General features: G+C 72.1%; 22 protein-coding genes. 10 read left to right on the forward strand and 12 right to left on the reverse strand.

What is annotated here, in order from left to right:
* The first annotated feature begins 52 nt into the window (after window positions 1-52).
* Window positions 53-937: a sulfotransferase family protein gene (locus tag ACFW3L_RS17880; RefSeq protein WP_378741763.1), complete on the forward strand. Its 885-nt coding sequence runs from the start codon at window positions 53-55 to the stop codon at window positions 935-937.
* On the opposite strand, the gene ACFW3L_RS17885 is transcribed toward ACFW3L_RS17880, so the two are convergent.
* The gene (locus tag ACFW3L_RS17885; RefSeq protein WP_378741765.1) at window positions 934-1,527 is read right to left on the reverse strand and encodes a TetR/AcrR family transcriptional regulator; all 594 of its coding nucleotides are present in this window, start codon (window positions 1,525-1,527) and stop codon (window positions 934-936) included. The two genes, ACFW3L_RS17880 and ACFW3L_RS17885, sit on opposite strands and share 4 nt — an antisense overlap.
* Window positions 1,528-1,591: 64 nt before the next feature.
* On the opposite strand from ACFW3L_RS17885, the gene ACFW3L_RS17890 reads away from it, so the two are divergent.
* On the forward strand, window positions 1,592-2,497 hold the full coding sequence (locus ACFW3L_RS17890; protein WP_378741767.1) for a DMT family transporter: 906 nt from the start codon (window positions 1,592-1,594) through the stop codon (window positions 2,495-2,497).
* Between the two features lie 51 nt (window positions 2,498-2,548).
* Here ACFW3L_RS17890 and ACFW3L_RS17895 read toward each other — a convergent pair whose 3' ends face one another.
* Entirely contained in the window at window positions 2,549-3,079 is a 531-nt protein-coding gene (locus ACFW3L_RS17895; RefSeq protein ID WP_378741769.1) for a RidA family protein, read from the reverse strand.
* Window positions 3,080-3,161: 82 nt separating this feature from the next.
* On the opposite strand from ACFW3L_RS17895, the gene ACFW3L_RS17900 reads away from it, so the two are divergent.
* Entirely contained in the window at window positions 3,162-3,317 is a 156-nt protein-coding gene (locus ACFW3L_RS17900; RefSeq protein ID WP_352388736.1) for a hypothetical protein, read from the forward strand.
* 45 nt (window positions 3,318-3,362) lie between these two features.
* Here ACFW3L_RS17900 and ACFW3L_RS17905 read toward each other — a convergent pair whose 3' ends face one another.
* Window positions 3,363-4,190 carry an aldo/keto reductase gene (locus tag ACFW3L_RS17905; RefSeq protein WP_378742075.1) on the reverse strand — a complete coding sequence of 276 codons (828 nt, stop codon included), beginning with the start codon at window positions 4,188-4,190 and terminating at the stop codon, window positions 3,363-3,365.
* A 294-nt stretch (window positions 4,191-4,484) separates the two neighbouring features.
* Here ACFW3L_RS17905 and ACFW3L_RS17910 point away from each other — a divergent pair, with 294 nt between their 5' ends.
* The 5 genes from ACFW3L_RS17910 (at window position 4,485) to ACFW3L_RS17930 (ending at window position 9,853) form a co-directional block, all read left to right on the forward strand.
* Window positions 4,485-5,648 (forward strand): PucR family transcriptional regulator, encoded by a 1,164-nt coding sequence (locus ACFW3L_RS17910; RefSeq protein ID WP_378741771.1) that lies wholly within the window; start codon window positions 4,485-4,487, stop codon window positions 5,646-5,648.
* A gap of 73 nt (window positions 5,649-5,721) precedes the next feature.
* Window positions 5,722-6,936: a cytochrome P450 gene (locus ACFW3L_RS17915; protein ID WP_378741773.1), complete on the forward strand. Its 1,215-nt coding sequence runs from the start codon at window positions 5,722-5,724 to the stop codon at window positions 6,934-6,936.
* A 112-nt stretch (window positions 6,937-7,048) separates the two neighbouring features.
* Window positions 7,049-7,645: a Dps family protein gene (locus ACFW3L_RS17920; RefSeq protein WP_378741775.1), complete on the forward strand. Its 597-nt coding sequence runs from the start codon at window positions 7,049-7,051 to the stop codon at window positions 7,643-7,645.
* A 212-nt stretch (window positions 7,646-7,857) separates the two neighbouring features.
* On the forward strand, window positions 7,858-9,018 hold the full coding sequence (locus tag ACFW3L_RS17925; protein WP_378741777.1) for an iron-containing alcohol dehydrogenase: 1,161 nt from the start codon (window positions 7,858-7,860) through the stop codon (window positions 9,016-9,018).
* 46 nt (window positions 9,019-9,064) lie between these two features.
* Window positions 9,065-9,853, forward strand: coding sequence for a TSUP family transporter (locus tag ACFW3L_RS17930; protein WP_378741779.1), 789 nt, complete (start codon window positions 9,065-9,067; stop codon window positions 9,851-9,853).
* A 75-nt stretch (window positions 9,854-9,928) separates the two neighbouring features.
* On the opposite strand, the gene ACFW3L_RS17935 is transcribed toward ACFW3L_RS17930, so the two are convergent.
* The 5 genes from ACFW3L_RS17935 to ACFW3L_RS17955 all read right to left on the reverse strand — a co-directional run bounded on the left by ACFW3L_RS17935 (window position 9,929) and on the right by ACFW3L_RS17955 (window position 14,919).
* Window positions 9,929-10,801 carry an ABC transporter permease gene (locus ACFW3L_RS17935; protein ID WP_378741782.1) on the reverse strand — a complete coding sequence of 291 codons (873 nt, stop codon included), beginning with the start codon at window positions 10,799-10,801 and terminating at the stop codon, window positions 9,929-9,931.
* Complete coding sequence (locus ACFW3L_RS17940; RefSeq protein ID WP_378741784.1) at window positions 10,794-11,567, reverse strand: ABC transporter ATP-binding protein; 774 nt, start codon at window positions 11,565-11,567, stop codon at window positions 10,794-10,796. Before ACFW3L_RS17940 ends, ACFW3L_RS17935 begins: the two co-directional genes overlap by 8 nt.
* A 7-nt stretch (window positions 11,568-11,574) precedes the next feature.
* The gene (locus tag ACFW3L_RS17945; RefSeq protein ID WP_378741786.1) at window positions 11,575-12,624 is read right to left on the reverse strand and encodes an ABC transporter substrate-binding protein; all 1,050 of its coding nucleotides are present in this window, start codon (window positions 12,622-12,624) and stop codon (window positions 11,575-11,577) included.
* A 138-nt stretch (window positions 12,625-12,762) separates the two neighbouring features.
* Entirely contained in the window at window positions 12,763-13,815 is a 1,053-nt protein-coding gene (locus ACFW3L_RS17950; RefSeq protein ID WP_378741788.1) for an ABC transporter substrate-binding protein, read from the reverse strand.
* 237 nt (window positions 13,816-14,052) lie between these two features.
* Entirely contained in the window at window positions 14,053-14,919 is an 867-nt protein-coding gene (locus tag ACFW3L_RS17955; RefSeq protein ID WP_378741791.1) for a MetQ/NlpA family ABC transporter substrate-binding protein, read from the reverse strand.
* Window positions 14,920-15,159: 240 nt separating this feature from the next.
* Between ACFW3L_RS17955 and ACFW3L_RS17960 the strand changes: the two genes are divergently transcribed.
* Window positions 15,160-15,702, forward strand: a complete 543-nt coding sequence (locus ACFW3L_RS17960; RefSeq protein WP_378741793.1) for a winged helix-turn-helix domain-containing protein — start codon at window positions 15,160-15,162, stop codon at window positions 15,700-15,702.
* Between the two features lie 108 nt (window positions 15,703-15,810).
* On the opposite strand, the gene ACFW3L_RS17965 is transcribed toward ACFW3L_RS17960, so the two are convergent.
* From ACFW3L_RS17965 to ACFW3L_RS17980, 4 genes are all read right to left on the reverse strand, one after another.
* Entirely contained in the window at window positions 15,811-17,022 is a 1,212-nt protein-coding gene (locus ACFW3L_RS17965) for a YeiH family protein (RefSeq protein WP_378741794.1), read from the reverse strand.
* Entirely contained in the window at window positions 17,019-17,165 is a 147-nt protein-coding gene (locus ACFW3L_RS17970; RefSeq protein WP_378741796.1) for a hypothetical protein, read from the reverse strand. The genes ACFW3L_RS17965 and ACFW3L_RS17970 overlap by 4 nt, the downstream gene beginning before the upstream one ends.
* Window positions 17,166-17,341: 176 nt before the next feature.
* Window positions 17,342-17,746, reverse strand: coding sequence for a rhodanese-like domain-containing protein (locus ACFW3L_RS17975; protein WP_378741799.1), 405 nt, complete (start codon window positions 17,744-17,746; stop codon window positions 17,342-17,344).
* On the reverse strand, window positions 17,743-18,285 hold the full coding sequence (locus ACFW3L_RS17980; protein WP_378741802.1) for a cysteine dioxygenase: 543 nt from the start codon (window positions 18,283-18,285) through the stop codon (window positions 17,743-17,745). Before ACFW3L_RS17980 ends, ACFW3L_RS17975 begins: the two co-directional genes overlap by 4 nt.
* Before the next feature lie 596 nt (window positions 18,286-18,881).
* On the opposite strand from ACFW3L_RS17980, the gene ACFW3L_RS17985 reads away from it, so the two are divergent.
* On the forward strand, window positions 18,882-20,138 hold the full coding sequence (locus ACFW3L_RS17985; RefSeq protein WP_378741804.1) for an SfnB family sulfur acquisition oxidoreductase: 1,257 nt from the start codon (window positions 18,882-18,884) through the stop codon (window positions 20,136-20,138).
* Window positions 20,139-20,152: the final 14 nt, after the last annotated feature.

Consider the following 20,152-nt stretch of genomic DNA (forward strand, 5'->3'; position numbering starts at 1 on the left):
CCCCAGCCGATGCACACGAGGAGGGCAAAGGGTGCAAAAATACGACACAATCATGAAGCAGCCCTCCTACATCCTCGTGGTCAACGGGACCAAGGTCGAGCGCCCGGTGTTCGTGCTCGGCGCCCCCCACTCCGGGGTTCCGGTGATCGCCCGCGCCCTGGCCCGCGCGCCCGGCTTCCATATCGGCGCCGGATCCCCCGGTGTGCTCAACGCCGTCTACGCCGTGGCCAGGCGCCCCTCCCTGGCACAGGACAAGGTGTCGGGCACCGCGACCCTGCTGCGCGAGGCCTACGCCGAGATCTGGCATCTCACCCCCCTGACCTGCCCCAGGTGCCCCGGGCCCGGCGCCCGGGTACCGGCCAACGCCTCCGCCGAACCCTGCGAGCACAGCGCTGCTGCGCGCCGTTACGGCGACGCCAGCCCGGACCTCCTGTACTCGGCGAGCGCACTGCACGCCGCCTTCCCCGACGCGCGCTTCGTCCAGATCATCCGCGACGGCCGTGACGTGGTCGCGGACATGATGGAGGACGAGCGGTCGCTGGCCTGGCTCAAACCCAGCTTCATGAAGCTGGACCACGAGTTCCCCAACCACTTCTTCGGGTTGGAGGAGGAGTCGGATCTGGGTGACTTCACCGACGGGTCGGTGGCGACCAAGTGCGCGATGCGCTGGCGGGGCGCGGTGCGCATGTCCGCGCGACTGCGCAAGGAGATCGGCCCGGAGCAGCTGATGACCCTGCGCTACGAGGACGTGCACGGGCAGGAGATCGAGACCGCCGAGCGCCTCCTGGAGTTCACCGGCGCCCGGGTCCCGGCCAGCGAACTCCTGACCGACCACTCGTGGCGCGTGGGGTCGTGGCGGGAGCGGTTGACCCGCGGGGACCACGGTGACGTGCACGAGGTGGCCCGCCACGAACTCTCCCGGCTGGGGTACCTCTAGGCGTCCGGGACCCCGTGGGCGGTGAGGAGGGTGTCGGCGGCCGCGCGCGCCGTCAGGGCGGCGTCGGCCTCCCCCGTGACGTTGCGCGCGACGACGGCTCCCTCGTGCAGCATCGCCAGGACGGAGCCCAGCGTCCCGGGGGCGGTCGCCCCGCACTCCCGGGCGAGGTCGGTGTACAGGTCCCGCAGCCACCCCTTCTGTTCCTCGGCCACGGCGCGGCCGGGGTGCTCGGGGTCGGAGAGCTCGGCGTAGGCGTTGACCATGGCGCAGCCGCGCTGGTTCTCCTGCCGCATCCACGCGTCCAGGGCCTCGAAGGTCGCCCCGATCCGGGCACGCGGTGAGGCGTCCGGGTCCTGGTGCGCGGCGAGGAAGTCGCGCCAGCGGGCGTCACGTGCGCGCAGGTAGGCGACGACCAGCCGCTGTTTGGAACCGAACCGGTCGTAGATGGTCTTCTTGGTGACCCCGGCGCGCTCGGCTACCAGTTCCATGCCCACGGTGTTGATCCCCCGCGTGTAGAAGAGCTCGGTGGCCACGTCCAGGACGCGGCGCGCGGCGGGGGTGAGCCGGGGTGCCTCGGTGATGCCGGTCATCGTTTCCTCCTGGGTTCGGTGACTACATTGTGAGTATACCGACCGGTGTGTTTACGTGTGCGGCATGCAGATCACCGCTGAGCGCACACGGACCCGAACGACCTCCCGCCCCCTGATCCCCTTCCTGCTGGCCGCCGGACTCGTCGTGATGTGGAGCTCGGGGTTCGTCGGGGCCGAGCTGGGCACCCGACAGGCCCCGGCCACCACCCTGCTCGCCTGGCGTTTCCTCGTCGTCGGCGGGCTGCTCGTGGCCTGGTGCCTGTGGCGGGGAACCCGGATGGGCGGCCGCGACCTGGCCCTGCACGCGGTGCTCGGAGTGCTGGCCCAGGCCGGGTACCTGTACGGGGTGGTGGCCGCCGCCGAGGCGGGAGTGGCCGCCGGGACCAGTGCTCTGGTCGCCGCCCTCCAACCGATGGTGGCCACCGCGCTCGCCCTCCCCCTGCTCGGGGAGCGGGTGCGCGGACGCCAGGTGCTCGGGCTTCTGGTGGGCCTGGTCGGCGTGGCCATGGTGGTCGGCGCGGACCTGCTCAGAACCGGATCCGCCCCCTGGTGGGCGTACGCGCTCCCGTTCGGCGCCATGCTCTCGCTGGTGGCCGCCACCCTGGTGGAACGGCGCACACGTCCCGGCGGAAGCCTGGTGGAGGCGCTGGCCGTGCAGTGCGCGGTGAGCGCGGTCCTGTTCACCGGGCTGGCCGCCGCGACGGGGACCCTGGCCCCGCCCGCCGCTCCGGGGTTCTGGGCCGCGGTGGCGTGGGTGGTCCTGCTGTCCACGCTGGGCGGCTACGGGCTGTACTGGGTCAACCTGGCCCGGACCAGCGTGGCGCGGGTGTCGGCGCTGCTCTACCTGACGCCACCCACCACACTCGTGTGGACGTGGCTGATGTTCGGGGAGCCGGTGGGCGCGGGTGCCCTCGCCGGGATGGGGGTGTGCGTGGTGGCGGTGCTCCTGGTGCGGTCCCCGGAACGGTGACCGGGCGGGCGCGTCCCCGACCCTGGTGGTCGGGGCGCGGCCCGGCGCGGGTCAGTGTCGCGCGCTCTCGGGTTCCCCGGGCTCGTCGGTTCCGGGGCCGTCCACGAAGGGGTCGTCGACCTCCTCCACGAGACCGATGGGTCCCTCCCCGGCCAGCTCGGCGCTGTCACGCGGGTCCGGGATCACCGCGACGCACTCGAACTCGACCTGCGCGCCCTCCTTCAGGAGCTCGGTGACGCCCAGGACGGCCATCGGCGGGTAGTAGCGGCCCATGTGCCGTCGGTAGACGGAACCGAGCGTCCTGAGGTTGACCCGGTAGACACCGATGGAGGTGGTGTAGACGCGCATGCTCACCACGTGGGCGGGCTCGGCGCCCGCCGTCCGCAGCGCCTCCACCACGTTGGCGAGCGCGTGGTCGAACTGCTGCACCAGCGAGTCGCCGGTCAGCGCCCCGTCGGAACGCAGGGCGGTCTGTCCGCCCACGTACACGGTGCGGCCCGGGGTCACCACGAGGGCGTGTGCGTAGCCCACGGGGTCGGGAAGGGAGAGCGGGTTGATGATCTCGTGCGGTGTCTGGTCCATCGGCGGACCCTCCGTCTCGCTCGGCGCGCACCCGGGACTCCCCCGGGGAGAGCGTCGTCCGACATGCGGCTACCATGACCGCATGATCTCTTCCGTGCTGTCCGTCCTGGCCCTGACCGCTGTGGTCGGGCTCTTCCTCGCGATCTTCGTCGGCGGCGGCGTGTACGTCGCCCGTGTGCGCCGCGACGGCATCGACGCCACCCTGGCCGGTGCCCGCAGGCTCCGCGAGCTGCGCTAGCCGCTCTGGGCCGCGCCGCCACCGGCCACCGGTCGGCCGCGCGGCTCAGTCGCCGTCGAAGGCGTCCGGGTCCGGTCCGAACCGGTGCCCCTCGTCGAGGCCGTTGATCCGCGCCATGTCCTCCTCCGAGAGCTCGAAGTCGAAGATCTCGAAGTTGGATGTGATGCGCTCGGGCGTCACCGACTTCGGGATGACCACGTTGCCCAGCTGGACGTGCCACCGCAGCAGCACCTGCGCGGGCGTGCGTTCGAGTTCCTCGGCGATCTCCGTGATGAGCGGGTGACGGAGGAGTTCGCCCTGCCCCAACGGGCTCCAGGCCTCCGTGGCGATGTTGTGGTCGGCGTCGAAGGCCCGCGTCTTCTCCTGGGAGAGCAGCGGGTGCAGCTCGATCTGGTTGACCATGGGAGCGATCCCGCCCTCCTCCATGACCCGTTCCAGATGCGGCTGCTTGAAGTTGCACACGCCGATGGCGCGGGCACGGCCCTCCGCGTACAGGCGCTCCAGCGCCTTCCAGGTGGGCACGTAGAGGTCGCGTTCGGGCAGCGGCCAGTGGATGAGGTAGAGGTCCACCACGTCCACGCCGAGCCGCTCCGAGCTGGCGTCGAAGGCGCGCAGGGCGGCGTCGTAGCCCTGGTCGGAGTTGGCGAGCTTGGTGGTGACGAACACGTCCTCCCGCTGGAGCCCCGACCGGCGCAGCGCCTCGCCCACCCCCTCCTCGTTGCCGTACGCGGCGGCGGTGTCGATACTGCGGTAGCCCGTCTCGAGGGCGTGCGAGACCGCCTCGCCCACGGCGTCGTCGGGCACCTGCCACACGCCGAAACCCAGCTGCGGCATTTGCAGCCCGTTGTTCAGCGCGATGCCGGGAACCGTCATCGTCCTCATCCCCCGTACTCCCCGTCCGGCCCGGCCGTTCCCCCGGCCGACCGGTGTGTGACCGGCGCGCCCGGCACGCCGACGCTCGGTGTTGGACTCGTGCTCTCTCCCGGGCCTGTGTGCGCATACTGCCATGTCAGCGGAGGTCGGGCTCTGAGGCTGCGCCGCGCATGTGCACGGTTTTTACCCGGATGGTCGGTCTGGGTCGGGCGCCGGAGGGGGCGATAGGCTGCCCGCCCACGCCAGGGACGCGGCCGCGGGCCGGGGGACGGCGGAGGGGGTCGGAGGAGGGGCATGGGGCGTGAGGAGCGCGCGCGGGTCAGCGCCGAGCTGGAGCGCGACCGGGCCGGACTGGTCGAGCGGATCGTCTCCGAGGTCTACGCGGAGGTCCCCGCGTACCGGGCGCTGCACGGCTCCCAGTTGGCCGAGGTCCGGGCGATCACCGGCTGGCTGGTCACCCGGTCCCTGGAGCTGTGGGTGGGCGGCGCCCTCCGGCTGCCTCCGGAGGACGTGGAGCGGCTCCGTGGGATCGGGCGGGCCCGGGCCGCCGACGGGCGTTCGATCGGTGCCGTGGTCCGTGCGCACCGGGTCGGTTCGGCCACGGCTGTGCGGTCGCTGCGCGAGCGGGCGGGCGCGAGGCTCGACGCCGCCGACGTGTTCGCTCTGAGCGAACTGTGGTTGACCTCCCTCGACCAGATCTCCGAGAGTCTGGAGACCGGCCACGCCGAGGCCGCCGAACGTCTGGACGCGGACCGGGAACGCGCCCGGCGCGCTCTCCTCGACGATCTGCTGATCGGCCGCCAGGCCTCCCAGGGCGCCATCCGGGACCGGGCGCGCACCCTGGGCATCGCACCGCCCGACCCGGCAGTGCTGGTGGTCGCCGAGCCCGCGCGCCCGGAGGACGTCACGGTGGCGGTCGGTCTCGAACTGGTGGCGGAGGCGTCAGCGGGCGGCACGGACCCCCTGGTGACGACCCGTTCGGGACGGGTGGTCGTCCTGGCCGCTCCCAGGGACTCCGAGCGGGTCACGGCGGCGCTGGTGGCCCGGGGGTGGCGGGGCTGTGCCCTGGAACCGCGCGGGCTCGCCGACCTGTCCGCCGCGTACCGGCTGGCGGACGGCGCCGTGGAGACCGCTCCCCCGCACGCCTTCGGCGCGGACGGGCTACTGCGGGACTCCGACGCCCACGTGCTGGCACTGCTCAACGGAGGAGGGGTCGCGCCGACGACCGTGCGCCGGGTGGTCCTGGGGCCGCTGCTGGCCCACGACAACCGGCACCTGCTGGACACGCTGCGCGCCTACTTCCGTACCGGCGCGGCGACGACGGCGGCGGAGTCGCTGCACGTCCACGCCCAGACCCTGCGGTACCGACTGCGGCGGGTCCGTGAACTGACCGGCCACGACCCGCACCGCCCCTGGCCGAGGTTCGTGCTGGAGACGGCCTGCGCCGTGTCCCCCTGACCGCCCCCGCGCCACCGCGGCGCTCGGGTGGGTAGGAGACGGGGGAACCGCACCCACGAGGAGGGACCGGCGTATGCCCCCCACACCCCCCGCCCTGCACGGACCCGAGTTCGAGGCGGACCCCCACCCGGCCTACCGGTGGCTCCGCGAGCACGACCCCGTCCACCGCGTCGACCTCCCCGGCGGCGCCTGGGCGTGGCTGGTGACCCGGTACGACGACGCCCGCTCGGTGCTGGCCGACCCCACCATGCTCAAGGACCCCCGCCGCGCCGACGAGACCTGGTACCGCGCCGGTCTGGGTCTGCCCTTCGACCACCGGCCCAGCCTCGTGCGCAGCATGGTCAACGTGGACGCCCCCGACCACTCCCGGCTCCGGAGGGCGACCAGCGCGGCGTTCAGCCCGCGCCGGGTGCGGGCGCTGGAGGAGAGCGCCGAACGGATCGCGGGTGAACTCGTGACCGCGCTGGCGAAGGAGGCGGAACCGGACCTGGTGCGCGACCTGGCCTACCCGCTGCCCATCGCGATCATCTGCGACATCCTCGGGGTGCCGGAGCCGGACCGGCCCGAGTTCCACCGCCAGGCGGCGGTGATCGACTCCTCCTCGCCGGACGAGCACGAGGCGATCGGCGCGGCCACGGACTGGTTCGACGCCTACCTGGGTGAGCTGGTGGAGGCCCGGCTGCGCACACCTTCCGACGACCTCCTGGGCGACCTGGTGGAAGCCCACCGCGCCGGTGGGCTCACGCGCGACGAGGTGACCTCGACGGCGTTCCTGCTGCTGGTCGCGGGGCACGAGACGACGGTCGCGCTGATCGGCAACATGCTCCTGCTCCTGCTCCGCGAACCCGAGGAGCTGGCGCGGCTGCGCGAGGACCCGGCGCTGGTGGGACCGGCGATCGAGGAGGCGCTGCGGTTGGAGAGCCCGCTCCAGAACGCGACCTGGCGCTTCCCTGCGGAGGCCACGACCGTGGGCGGGGTCCGGCTGGAGGCGGGCGAACCGGTCCTGGTGTCGCTGCTGGCCGCCGGGCGCGACCCGCGAAGGTACGAGGCCCCGGACGTCTTCGACCCACGGCGCGAGGCATCGCACCTCTCCTTCGGTCACGGCGCGCACTTCTGTGTGGGGGCACGGCTGGCCCGGGTGGAGGCCCGGCTGGCGGTCACCGCCGTCCTCGAACGACTGCCCGGCGTGCGGCTGGCCGTCGACGAGAGCGAGCTGCGGTGGTGGCCGAGCATGATCATGCACGGTCTGTTCGCGCTGCCCGTGACCTTCGACCGGGGTGCCGTCTGAATCCTTGCCACCACATGGCGTGCGTTTTCTCTCCCGACAACGGTCCGTGACCAAGACTGGCTGGCGGAGCTTCCTGTTCCACGCAGCACACCGACCCGGAGGGGGACGCGCAGTGACCACCGCCGACCAGAGTTCGAGCCAGACACCCAAGCCGCGCAACAGCCAGCCGTGGCTCCACCAGAGGGGCGAGGAGATTCAGAAGTTCGGGACGGTCCGTCAGCTGCCGGTCGGTCTGTCCTACGACGCGCGCATGTACTCGTGTCAGCGGCTCAACCAGGTGCTGTCGGATCTCCGTATCCTGCACGACCTGTACAAGAAGCACCACTGGCTCATGCGCGGGCACACCTTCTACCAGCTGCACCTGCTGATGGACAAGCACGCCGGTGAGCTGACGGAGCTGATCGACACCGTGGCGGAGCGCGTCCAGACCCTGGGCGGGGTGGCGGTGGGAGACCCGAGGCACGTCGCGGAGCTCACCCGCATCCCGCGCCCGCCGAACGGCGTGGAGGAGGTCCCGGCGATGCTCTCGCGGCTCCTGGAGGCGCACGAGTCGATCCTGGAGGAGTCCCACGAGGCCGCCGCGCGCGTGCAGGAGCAGGGCGACGACGGCTCCAACGACGTGCTGGTCTCGGACGTGATCCGCACCAACGAGCTGCAGGCCTGGTTCGTGGCCGAGCACCTGGTGGACACCCCGCTCGTGCACGCCTGACCCGCTCCGCCAGCCGTCGTACCGTGCGGGAGGGCCGGGCCACGCGCCCGGCCCTCCGTCCGCGCCGGGACGGTGCGTGACGGAGTCGGTACGAAATCGGTACGGCCCGGGAGGAGTCGAACCGGAGAGGGGGGTAGGTACCGGGCGTCGCGACCCCCGGCACCCGGGGGCACCCGACCGAGCCCGTGCTCCCGCCCCCGGAGGTACCCCCAGTGTCCGCTTCCATCGTCCTGCCCCAGGTCATCCGCGTGGGCGCGGGGGCCTCGGCCGAACTGGCCGGGACCCTGGACGCCCTCGGCCTGTCCCGTCCGCTGCTGGTGACCGACCCCTTCGTCGCGCGACAGCCGTTCTTCCTGCGGCTCCTGGCCGACCTGGAGGGGGCGGGTCTCACTCCCGGAGTGTTCGCCGACACCGTCCCCGATCCCACGACCACCGTGGTGGACGCGGGGGTGCGGGCGCTGGAGGAGGGCCGTTTCGACTCCCTGGTGGGTGTGGGCGGCGGCAGCCCCATCGACACCGCCAAGGCCGTCGCCCTGCTGGGCGCGCACGGTGGGCGGATGCGCGACTACCGGTCACCCGTGGTCACTGACGCGCCCGCCCTGCCCGTGGTGGCGGTGCCGACCACGGCGGGCAGCGGCTCGGAGTGCACGCGCTACAGCATCATCACCGACGCGGAGACCGGCGAGAAGATGCTCTGCGCGGGGTTGGCGATGCTGCCCCGGGCGGCTCTGGTGGACTTCGAGCTCACACTGGGCATGCCTGCGCGTCTGACCGCGGACACCGGGGTGGACGCCCTGACCCACGCGATCGAGGCGTACGTGAGCGCGCGGGCCAACCCGGTCTCGGACGGGTTCGCGCGCGAGGCGATGCGCACGATCTTCGCCCACCTGCGGACCGTGTACGCCGACCCGGACGACCGGGCCGCACGCGAGGCGGTGATGGTGGGCGCCACCCAGGCGGGGATGGCCTTCTCCAACTCCAGCGTCGCCCTGGTGCACGGGATGAGCCGGCCGATCGGCGCGCACTTCGGGGTGGCGCACGGACTGTCCAACGCCATGCTCCTGCCCGCCGTCACGGAGTTCTCGGTGCCCTCCGCGCCCGACCGCTACGCCGACTGCGCACGCGCGATGGGGTTGGCCGCCCCGGACAGCACGACCGGTGAGGCCACGGGCGCCCTGGTCTGGGAGCTGCGCCTGCTCAACCAGGAGCTGGAGGTGCCGACCCCGCGCGAGTACGGGATCGGTCCCGAGCCCTGGTGGGAACTGGCCCCGCTGATGGCGGAGCAGGCGCTGGCCTCCGGGTCGCCCGGGAACAACCCGCGGGTGCCCGGGGCCGAGGAGATCGTGGAGCTGTACCACGCCGTGTACGGGTGATCCGAGGATCACCACCTTATCCCTACTATTACAGTAGGGTTTTCGGGTGACCCTGTTCCTCGCTGTCCTGGCCGGATTCTCCGTCGCCGCCGTCACCACACCGGTGGGGGTCTCCGGGGCCGTGCTGCTCCTGCCCGTCCAGCTCAGCGTGCTGGGCCTGCACGGTCCCGCGGTCAGCGCCACCAACCTGCTCTACAACGTCGTGGCCACCCCGCTCGGACTGAGCCGCCTGGCCCGCTCCGTGCGTGGTCACGGTACGGGGGCGCTGGTCGCCGCCGGGGCCGCGGTCCCCTGCGCGGTCGCCGGGGCCGCGGTCCGTGTGACGTGGCTGTCGGACCCGGCGCTGTTCCGGGGTCTGCTCGCGGTGCTCATGCTCGGCATGGGCGTCCGGCTGCTGGTCACACGGGCACGGGCCCGGCCCGCACCCGTGGCGGGGGGAGGCCGCGCGCGCACCGTCCCGCTCGCCCTCGCGGCCGGAGGTGCGGCGCTCCTCGGTTCCGCCGTGGGGATCGGCGGGGGCTCGCTCCTGGCCCCGCTGCTGATCGCCGTGGGCGGCTGGTACACCTCCCGGGCGGCACTGGTGGGCCTGACCACCTCCCTGGTCACCTCGGCGGCGGGGCTGGGCGCCTACGCCGTGTTCGACCGGATCGGTTTCGGCGCGGCCCCGGCCGCCCCGGACTGGGGCGTGGGCCTCGCTCTGGGAGCGGGCGGCGCGCTGGGCGCGCTGGTGGGAGTCACCCTCGGACGCCGTCTGGGTGAACGGCCTCTGCGGTTCCTGCTCGGCGGACTGGTGTCGCTCACCGGGGTCGCGTACCTGGCGGGCCTGCTGGCCTGACCGGGGAGCTCCCGGCCGGGACGCGGCGGGGCCGCGCGTCCCCTCGAACGCGCGGCCCCCACCCCCTCGTGTCGGCTACTGGGTGATCCCCCAGCGGCGACGCAGGGAGCGGTCCGCCCAGCTGAAGAAGACATCGATCATGATGCCGATGACGAGCACGATGATGATGTAGCTGAGCAGCCGCTCGGCGTCGTTGAGCTGGCGGGCCTGGCTCAGCGCCCAGCCGATCGAGTTCTGCTGGTTGATGATGACCAGCAGTTCCCCGGCCATCAGCGAACGCCAGGCGAACGCCCAACCCTGCTTGAGTCCGGTGACGAACATCGGCAGCGCCGCCGGGATGACGAGCAGCGTGTAGCGCTGGACCCCGCGCAGACCCATGACCTTGCCCGCGCGCAGGAGCGAGGGGGACACGTAGTCGATGCCCGACGTCAGTCCGCCCGCGATCGAGGGGGCCGCGCCCAGGATGATCACGAACATGATCGCCGACTCGCTGATCCCGTACAGGAGCATCGCGAACGGGAACCACACGATCGACGGCATGGTCTGGAGGCCGGTGATCAGCGAGCCGATCGCCGCCCGCAGCGGCTTGAACTGCGACACCGCCAGTCCGACGACCACTCCCACGGCGAGGGCCAGCGCGAACCCGACGAAGGCGCGGCGCATGGTGACCTGGACGGCGGTCCAGAACTCGGGGCTGGTCACCTCGTTGAACAGCGTGGGCAGGACCCGGTCCGGGCCGGGGAACACGAACTCCGTGCGCCACCCGGACCACACGACCGCCTGCCAGGCGGCGAGCACGATGACCACGGCGGCCAGCTTGGGCCAGGTGGCGGCCCAGACGCCCCGCGCGATCTCCCCCGCGCCGCGTTCCTCGACACCGCGTCGGGGCTGGAGTTCGAGGGCGTCGAGCCCCTGGACCTGGCGGTCCCGCACGTCGGTCTCAGGCATGGCGCGAGACCTCCTCACGCAGTCGGTCGGTGATGGCGGCGGCCTGCTCCGCGATGGGTACGGAGTCGATCCGGCGGGGGCGTTCGCCGTCCACCGTGAACTCCTCGATGACTCGGCCGGGACGGCTGGACAGGAGCACGACCCGGTCGCCCAGGCGCACGGCCTCCCGGACGTTGTGGGTGACGAACAGGACGGTCAGGGACCTCTCCCGCCAGATCCGTTCCAGTTCGTCGTGGAGGATGTCGCGGGTCATCGCGTCCAGCGCCCCGAAGGGCTCGTCCATGAGCAGGACGTCGGCGTCCTGGGCCAGGGCGCGGGCCAGGGCCACGCGCTGGCGCATGCCGCCGGAGAGCTCGTGGGGGCGCTTGCGTTCGAAACCGGTCAGACGGACCAGGTCCAGGAGCTCCATGGCGCGCCTGCGGCGCTCGGCCGCGGGGACCCGGTTCACCTTCATGGGGACCTCGATGTTGGCCCCCACGGTGAGCCACGGGAACAGCGCGGCCTCCTGGAACATCATGGCCACGCGGTGGTCCCCGACGTCCACGGCCCCCGTGGTGGGCTCCTCCAGCCCGGCGACCAGCGACAGCAGGGTGCTCTTGCCGCAGCCCGAGGCGCCGACGATGGACAGGAACTCTCCGGTGCCGACGCTGATCGACATGCCGTCGATGGCGGTCACGGCGCCCCTGCCCCGGCCGAAGACCTTGGAGATGGCGTCGATCTCCACGGCGTTCGTCCCGGTCGTCCGGGGTTCGGTGATGGCGGTCATGGTGCCCTTACCCTTCCAGCCCGGCGACCAGCTCGTGTCCGGCCTCGGCCAGGACGTCGTTGAGCGGGTCGAGGGCGTAGATTCCGTTGAGGTCGACCGGGTCCAGGAGTCCGATGGCCTCGGCCTGCTCCGCCTGGACCAGGAGCGACGGCGCGACCGGGTCGACGGTGAAGGTGACGTTCTCGAAGGCCGCTGTGGTGAGCTCGGGGTCGAGTTCACCGCCGGTGAGGGCCTCCAGGTGGGTGCGGGAGGTCTCGGCCGCCTCCTCCGGGTGGTCGTTGATCCAGTCGACCGACGTGACGTGGCCGCGCAGCAGGTCGGCCACGGCCCCGGGGTCGCTCTCCAGGAACTCGGCGCTGACGACGAGGAGGGTGGTGACGTACTGGCCGTCGGTCTCCTCCCACAGCTCGGGTTCGTCGATGAGCAGGTGGGCGTCGTCCTCGGCCAGGACCCGGCTCAGGTGGGGCTCCGGGATCCAGGCGCCGTCGATCTCCCCGAGCCGGAAGGCGTCCACGGTGTCGGGGTTGTCCTGGGGGATGATCGAGAGGTCGCCGCCGCCCGCCGTGTCGACCTCCCAGCCCTGCTCCTGGGCGAACCAGCGCAGCGCCACGTCCTGGGTTCCCCCGAGCATCGGTGTGGAGAACGTGTGTCCGGGCAGGTCGTCGGTGGTCTCGATGTCGTCGCGGACCACCAGGCCGGTGCCCTGGGTGGCCGCCCCCGCGATGACGTGCAGGGCCTCGCCCTCGGACTGCGACCAGCCGTTGACGGCGGGGTTGGGGCCGAGGAAGGCCGCGTCGATCTCTCCGGAGAAGACCGCGTTGACCGCGTCGGGTCCGTTGTGGAAGGTCTGGGTGGCGAACTCGACGTCGCCCAGGGCCTCGTCGAGGATGCCCCGCTCCACTCCCACGAGGGCCGGAGCGTGGGTGATGTTGGGGAAGTAGCCGAGGGTCAGGGTGTCGGCGGAGCCACCGTCCCCGTCTCCCCCGCACCCGGTGGCGGCCAGCCCCAGGGCCAGGGTGGCCGCGATGGTTCTCAGCGGGGTCGGGGAAACGCGCATCTCAGGGGTCCTTGTCGGGTGTCTGCGGAGGGACGGGAAAAACTCTACTTAATAAGTAGGTTTTGTGAAAGCACCGGGGTGGCGCGAGCCGGGGTGGCGGCCCCCGTTCGGACCCGCCACCCCGTGTCGAGGGGGCCGCTACAGCCCCGCGACCGCCTCGCCGCCGCCCTCGGAGAGGAGCTTGTTGAGCGGGTCCAGGGCGTAGATGCCCTCCAGGTCGACCGGCTCGAGCAGGCCCACGCCCTCGGCGTGCTCGGCTCCGCCCCGGAGCGAGGGGGCGATCGGGTCCACGGTGAAGCTGGTGTTCTCGAAGGCCGAGGCGACCACCTCGGGGCTGGGCCCGCTGCCGGAGACCGACCCCAGGTGGGCGATGGCGGCCGCCTGCGCCTCCTCGGGGTTGTCGTTGATCCAGTCGACGGTCTCGATGTGGCCGCGCAGCAGGTCCTCCACCACGTCGGGGTGGGCCTCCAGGAACTCGGCGCTGACGATCAGGTGCGTGGTGACGAACTCGCCTCCGGTCTCCTCCCAGAGGTCCGTCTCGTCCACCAGCAGTTCCCCGTCGAGCTCCACCAGGAGGCGGCTCAGGTGCGGCTCGGGGACCCAGGCGCCGTCGATCTCCCCGAGCTCGAAGGCGTTGATGATGTCGGAGTTGTCCTGCGGGATGATCGAGAGGTCGCCGCCGCCCTCGGTGTCGACGTCCCAACCCTGCTCCTGGGCGAACCAGCGCAGCGCCACGTCCTGGGTGTTGGCCAGTTGCGGCGTGGACAGCGTGGTGCCGGGCAGGTCGTCCACGGAGTCGATCCCGGGACGGACCACGAGGCCCGCGCCGCGCGAGGTGGAACCCGCGATGACGCGCAGGGCCGTACCGTCGGACTGGGACCACCCGTTGATGGCCGGGTTGGGTCCGATGAAGGTGGCGTCGACCTCACCGGCGAACAGCGCGTTGATGGCGTCCGGGCCCGCGTTGAACGTCTGGGTGTCCAGTGCGACGTCGCCCAGGGCCTCGGCGAAGGTGCCGTTCTCCACACCGACCAGGGCGGGCGCGTGGGTGATGTTCGGGAAGTAGCCGAGGGTCAGGGTGTCGGCGTCCCCGCCCCCGTCACCGTCGGCCGACCCACCGCAGGCGGTCGCGACCATCCCGATCGCCAGTACCGTGGCGGCGGCCGAAAGCACGGTCTTGCGCAGGCTCATGAGGGTCCTTTTCGGGTGATCAGAGGGACGAACGGGCCAAACTCTACTTAATAAGTAGGTTTTGTGGAACAGGAGGCGCGGAGGTTTCCTGTGACTCAGGACACCTTACTCACGCCCGACCACGAAGGGTGACCACACCACCACCCACCAGGGAACACGAAAGGGGCGGCGGAGCCGGAGGCTCCACCGCCCCGAGGGGGTGGAAGGGCGCCCGAGGGCGCGGCGGGCCCGCGGACGCTACTCCGCGACGGAGCCGTCGGCGTCGACCGCCAGCACCACGCCCTGCCAGGTCTCCTGGATGTACTCCAGGACCCGCTCGTCGTGCAGCAGCTCGGCCAGCAGCTGGACGCGCTCGTCGTCGACGTTCTCCTCCAGGGCCACCAGGCCGTTGGCGTACTTCTCGACGTAGTCGTCGCCCTCGGGCTCCCAGGCCAGGACGTTGGCGTCCTCGGTGACCCCGGCCTCGATGGCGTAGTTGCCGTTGATGACCGCGGCGTCGACGTCGGCGATGGAACGCGGCAGCTGCGCGGCCTCCAGCGGCGTGATGACCAGGTCCTTCGGGTTGTCGACGACGTCCTTCTCGGTGGCGGTCTCACCGGCGTCGGGGTCCACGGTGATCAGACCCTCGGTCTCCAGGATCGTCAGCGCGCGGTAGAGGTTGGCCGGGTCGTTGGGGACCGCGACCTTGGCGCCCGTGGGCAGGTCGTCCGCGCCCTCGTAGGTCTCGGAGTAGAGCCCCAGCCGCTCGATGTGGACGTCGGTGACGTAGGTCAGGTCCGCGTCGGGGCCGTTCTCCACCCACTCGTTCAGGAACGAGCGGTGCTGGAAGTAGTTGGCGTCCAGGTCACCGTTGACGAGCCCGGCGTTGGGCGTGTTGTAGTCGGCGATCTCCTCGATCTCCAGCTCCAGCCCGGCCTCCTCCGCGAGGTTCTCGTCGATGAAGGCGAGGATGTCACCGTGCGGCACCGGGCTGACTCCGACCCGGAGCGGCCCCTCCCCGGCCTCGGCGTCGGCGGACCCGGAGGCCTGCTCACTGGGGGAACCGCAGGCGGCGAGGGTCAGAGCCATGGCGGCCGCGCCGATGAGGGTCGAGGTCGTGCGCATGGTGCACTCCTTCGTGGTCGTGGGACGGAGGATGGCGGGGGGTGTCCGGCGACGGTGGGACCGGCGCCGGGACGGCCCGGTGTCCTCGTGGGACCCGGGCACGCTGATACCAGAGACTAGACCACCTTCTTGGTAGGAAAAATCCGTTTTGCCGCGAGCCCATCGTGGCCTTCCCCACAGCGGGACAAATTACCTACTAATCCGGTAGCTTTTAAAGGGAACTGGAAGCATCATGGGTACATGCTCAGCGCACACACCGCACCTCCCCGAGCCGACGCCCGCACCACCCCGACGCGGAGTCACCCGGCCCTGACCGCCGTGCCCGGACCCGCCTCCCCACCCACCGCCGAGGCCCCGGGGGGCGAGCACTCCCTCCTCGGTGTGCTCCCCCTCCCCGAGAGCGGCCGGTACATGCTGGTGTACGGGGTCGTCGTGGACGAACCGCACCCCGGGGTCCGCCCCGCGCCGGAGACCGGCGGCGACCTGCTCCTGGACCGGGGCTCCCGCCGTGTGTGGGCCCAGGGCACCGAGGTCGAGCTGACGTTCCAGGAGTACGAGCTCCTGGAGTGCCTGACCGCCTCCCCCGGCCGCGCGGTCACCCGGGGCGAGCTCATGGAACGGGTCTGGGGCTCCAGTCGCGAACTCCACTCCCGCACCATCGACGTGCACATCCACCGCCTCCGCCGCAAGCTCGGCCGGGCCGGAGGCCGCATCGCCACCGTGCGCAAGGTCGGCTACATCTACCACGGCCCCTCGACGTCGGCCCCGGGGCGGGAGGACTGACCGACCGGGCCACAGATCGGAGCGCTCGGGCGGAGCGACCGTTCCGAGCCCGCGCGCACGACGAGGGGCGCGGCACCCACACGGTGCCGCGCCCCTCCCTCGTCCGGGTCAGAAGGAGAACCCCCGGAACAGCAGCATCGCCAGCAGCAGTCCCACCAGCAGGTTGAACGCGGTGGCGGCGCCGAAGACACCGATCGGACGCCACCCCGCCTCGCGCAGGGAGCCGAGCCGGAACTCCAGCCCGATGCTGGTGAAGGCCGCGATGAGGAACCAGTCCCGCAGCGCCTTGGCGGTGTCCAGACCCGCCTGGGCGTCCTCGGCGGCGTTGTTGGCCCACAACGTGGCCACCACCGAGGCGACCAGGAAGCCCAGCACGAACTTGGGGAAGCGGTCCCACAGGGTGCGCAGCCCCGGGCGCCCTTCGGCGGCCGCTCCGTCCGTGGCGGCCACCCGGAAGGCGAAGTAGGCCGTGAGCAGTACCGCGACCACACCCATCAGGACGTTCTGGGTGGCCTTGACGATGGAGGCGATCTGGAGCGCGTCCTCGCCCACGATCGCCCCCGAGGCCGCGACCGCGGCGGTGGTGTCGATGTTGCCGCCGATCCACGCGCCCGCCTGGGCGTCGCTGAGCCCGATCACCTGGACCAGCCAGGGAAGCAGGAAGATCGAGGGGACCGCGAAGAGGATGACCAGGCTCGCCGTGTAGGCCAGCTGCTCCTTCCTCGCCTGCACGGCTCCGGCCGCCGCGATCGCGGCGCTGACGCCGCAGATGGAGACCGACGAGGCCAGCAGGGCCCGCAGGCGGTCGTCGAGCCCGAGCCTGCCCCCGAGCCACCAGGTGAACAGGAAGACCGAGGTGACCAGTACCAGGGCCTGGAGGACGGCCGGTCCGGCCGCGCGGATGATGACGTCGAACAGGACCGTGGAGCCCAGGAGCACCAGCCCGGTCTTGATCAGGAACTCGGTCCGGAAGGCCGGGGAGAGACGATCGAGGAGTCCGGTCAGGGACAGGACGAGGTTTCCCGCCAGACCGAGGAGGATCGCGTAGACGGGGTACTCGACCGCGCTGGCGAACCCGGACAGTGCGGTGCCCTCGGCTGCCTCGGGGACCCAGGACTCCAGGAACCGGGTGGCGGCGGCCAGTGCCAGCACGACGAGCAGGCCGAGGGCGGTCCAGCCCCGGGAGGCGGGCGGTGGCGTGCCGGGCGGGGAGGCCTCCGGAGCGGGGGGCTCGGCGGCGGTGGACGGGGCGGCCTCCGAGGGAGGACCCTCCTCCGGGGCGCCGTGGGGAGCGCGGGGATCGGGGGTTCCGGTGCTCACGGGATCAGCCCCTCGGGGATCACACCGAGCAGGCACAGGCCGAGCAGTAGGAGGCCCGTGAGGGTGGCGGCCCAGTCCTCGCTGATCCTGGGTCCGGTCCGCGCGGGGGTGGTGGGTGTCGGTCTGGAGGGTGTCTCACTCATGACGCTTCTCCTCCGGGCACTCGGGGCGCCCTGGGTCGGGGGACGGAGCGGGGGGGTACTGCGAAGGGTCGCGGGGCCGGCGACCCTTCCTCATTAAACCTACTTATTTAGTATGAATAAGGGACACGCGGAGCCGCGGAACCCTGGCGGCGGGGTCGGGGCCGCCCGGGACAGGGTCAGGAGGCGGGAGCGGACTCCCGCTCGGGCTCGGTCACGGGCAGCCCGGCCTCGCGCCAGGCCCGGAAACCACCGACCAGGTCGGTGGCGCGTGCCAGCCCCAGTTCCTGGAGCTGGGCGGCGGCCAGGCTGGAAGCGTAGCCCTCGTTGCAGAACAGCACCACGTGCCGGTCCGGCGAGTCGGCCTCGGCCACCCGGTCCGGACTGGTGGGGTCGAGCCGCCACTCCAGGACGTTGCGGTCGATCACCAGGGCACCGGGGATCCCTCCCTCCGCCGCGCGGTTGACGACCGGCCGGGTGTCGACCAGGAGCGCGCCCTCGCGCTGGGCGTCCATCGCCTCGGCGGGCGTGAGACGCTCCAGGTGGGCGCGCCTGCTGTTCAGGAGGCGTTCGACGTGGCTCACCGGCCCACCCCCTCGGCGGCGGGCACGGACTCCAGCGTGGGGACGTCGGGCTCGGGGTCGGTGGTGAGGATGCTGCCGGTCCGGCGCAGCGCGTCGTCTCCGGTGACCTCGTAGTAGTGCATGGCGGTCAACGGTGGCGAGTACGCGTGCACGCTCACGGCCGGACGGTCCGAGGTGTTGGTGACGTCGTGCACGTGACCGAGGGGAAAGCGCCCTCCCCCGCGCTCCGCGAGGACGCGTTCGCGCAGCTCCCCGTCCCAGTAGTGCTCGACCAGCTCCCCGGTGACGACGGTCAGGGCACCGAGGGAGCCCGCGTGGTCGTGCAGCCGGGTGGACTGGTCGGGGGTCCAGGAGATGAGCCAGACGTCGGTGTAGTCGTCGGCGTGGAGCCGGACGGACCAGCGGTTCTCGGCGTCGAAGCGGATCTCGTGGATTCCCTGGCGGACCTCCTCCGCGACCTGCGCGGTCAGCTCGGACAGGCGGTCCAGGGTGAGCGGTGTGGGCGCGGCGGCGCGTGCGGCGGTGTCGTCGACGGTCATGGGGCTTCGTGCTTCTCTCCGGGCGGTGTCAGTGGTCGTGCGGGACGGTGTCACTGACAGCGTTCGTCGAAGGTGAGCGGTCGCCACCAGGGCCGGAGGTGTGGTGATGCGCTGACTGCCATGCTCGCCAGTAAACCATATTCCCTACAGGTTTAGTCGGTAGTGGCGCGCCGCCTCCGGCCCCACCCGCCCCGCCAGCACCACGCGCCACCCACCCATCACCACCCCTGACCTCGCGCTTCGATAAATCCCTACTTTATTGGTTGACAAAATCGGGTTCCGGCGACCACAGTGGACACCACGCCGACCGGAATCGCGGAGCCGGTCGGCGCGGACCCGCCGAACCTCGCGCCGCCCGGGCCACCCCGCCGGACGGACATCACGAGCGCGAGGCCGGTCCACGTTCCGGGCCGAGGGGGCTGCCATGCGCGGAGCCGCCCGACCCTCGGCCCGGACACCCACAGAACCACCGCGCCACACCGACGATCGGTGCCTCACGACCGACCCGCTCCACACGTGCTTTGATTCCGGGTAATTCCAGTAGGCATTCAGGATTACCGGGCGTGTCGGTCGCGCCCCAGCTCAGGAGGCTCCCCTTGTCCGAGACCATCACCGGAACCACCCCCGACACGCCCCCCGACGCCACCCCGGTTCCCGTGTTGACCTCCGCCGCCGAAGCCGTCCGCGTGGCCCGTTCCCTGGTCCCCCTGGTCGCGCGCGAAGCCTCCACCCGCGACAGGGACCGCTGTCTGCCCCACGACGTCCTCCGTGCGCTCTCCCGCTCCGGTCTGCTGGGGGTGACCGTCCCCCGCGACCTCGGCGGGGCGGCTGTGGGAGCCGCCACCGTCGCGGAGGTCCTGCGGTTGCTCGGCACCGCCGACCTGAGCCTCGCCCAGATCCTCCAGCCGCACTTCGCCTTCCTCAACGCCCTGCGCCTGCGTGGCGGCCCCGAGGCCCGGCGCCGCGTGTACTCCGACGTCCTCGCGGGCGCCCTGGTCAGCAACGCGCAGGCTGAGCGCTCCGGCCGGAACGCGCACACCCACGCCACCCGGATCGAACGTGACGGAGAGGCGTACCGGATCGACGGCACGAAGTACTACGCCACCGGATCCCTGTTCGCTGACTGGCTCGCCGTGGTCGCGCCCGCCGCCACCCCGGGCGGCCCCCGCCCGCACCTGGCGTTCGTCCCCGCCGACCACCCCGGGGTCCGGATCGAGGACGACTGGGCGGGCATGGGCCAGCGCACCACCGCCAGCGGCACCGTGCACCTGTCCGGGGTGACGGTCTCGCCCGAGCTGGTCCTGGAGCAGTACCGGACCTTCGAGGGCCCCACCACCTACGGAGCCCTGGCCCAGCTGCTGCACGCCGCCATCGACGTCGGCGCCGCGCGCGGGGCACTGGAGGAGGCCTCGGAGTTCGTACGCACCAAGAGCCGCCCCTGGTTCGAGAGCGGCGTCGAGACCGCGACCGAGGACCTCCTGCTCGTCCAGAGCTTCGGAGAGCTGGAGATCCAGGTCCGCTCCGCCGAGGCCCTGATCAGCACCGCCGCCGACCGTGTGGAGGCGGCCGACGCGCTCCTGGCCGGGGGAGCCCCCGGCGCGGAGGACGCCACAGCCGAGGCCTCCGTCGCGGTCGCCGCCGCCAAGGTCGTCGGCGGCCGAGCCGCCGTGGAGGTCTCCTCCGCCCTGTTCGAGGCGGCGGGCACCCGCGCCACGGCGGACGAGGCCAACCTGCACCGCCACTGGCGCGACGCCCGCACCCACACCGTCCACGACCCGGTGCGCTGGAAGGTCCAGCACGTCGGGGAGTACTCCCTCAACCGTCGCCGGCCTCCCCGGCACGGACAGATCTAGCGCCCCGAGAGCAA

It is taken from the genome of Nocardiopsis sp. NPDC058789 (genome assembly GCF_042745575.1).
In the GTDB taxonomy this organism is placed as follows: Bacteria; Actinomycetota; Actinomycetes; order Streptosporangiales; family Streptosporangiaceae; genus Nocardiopsis; species Nocardiopsis eucommiae.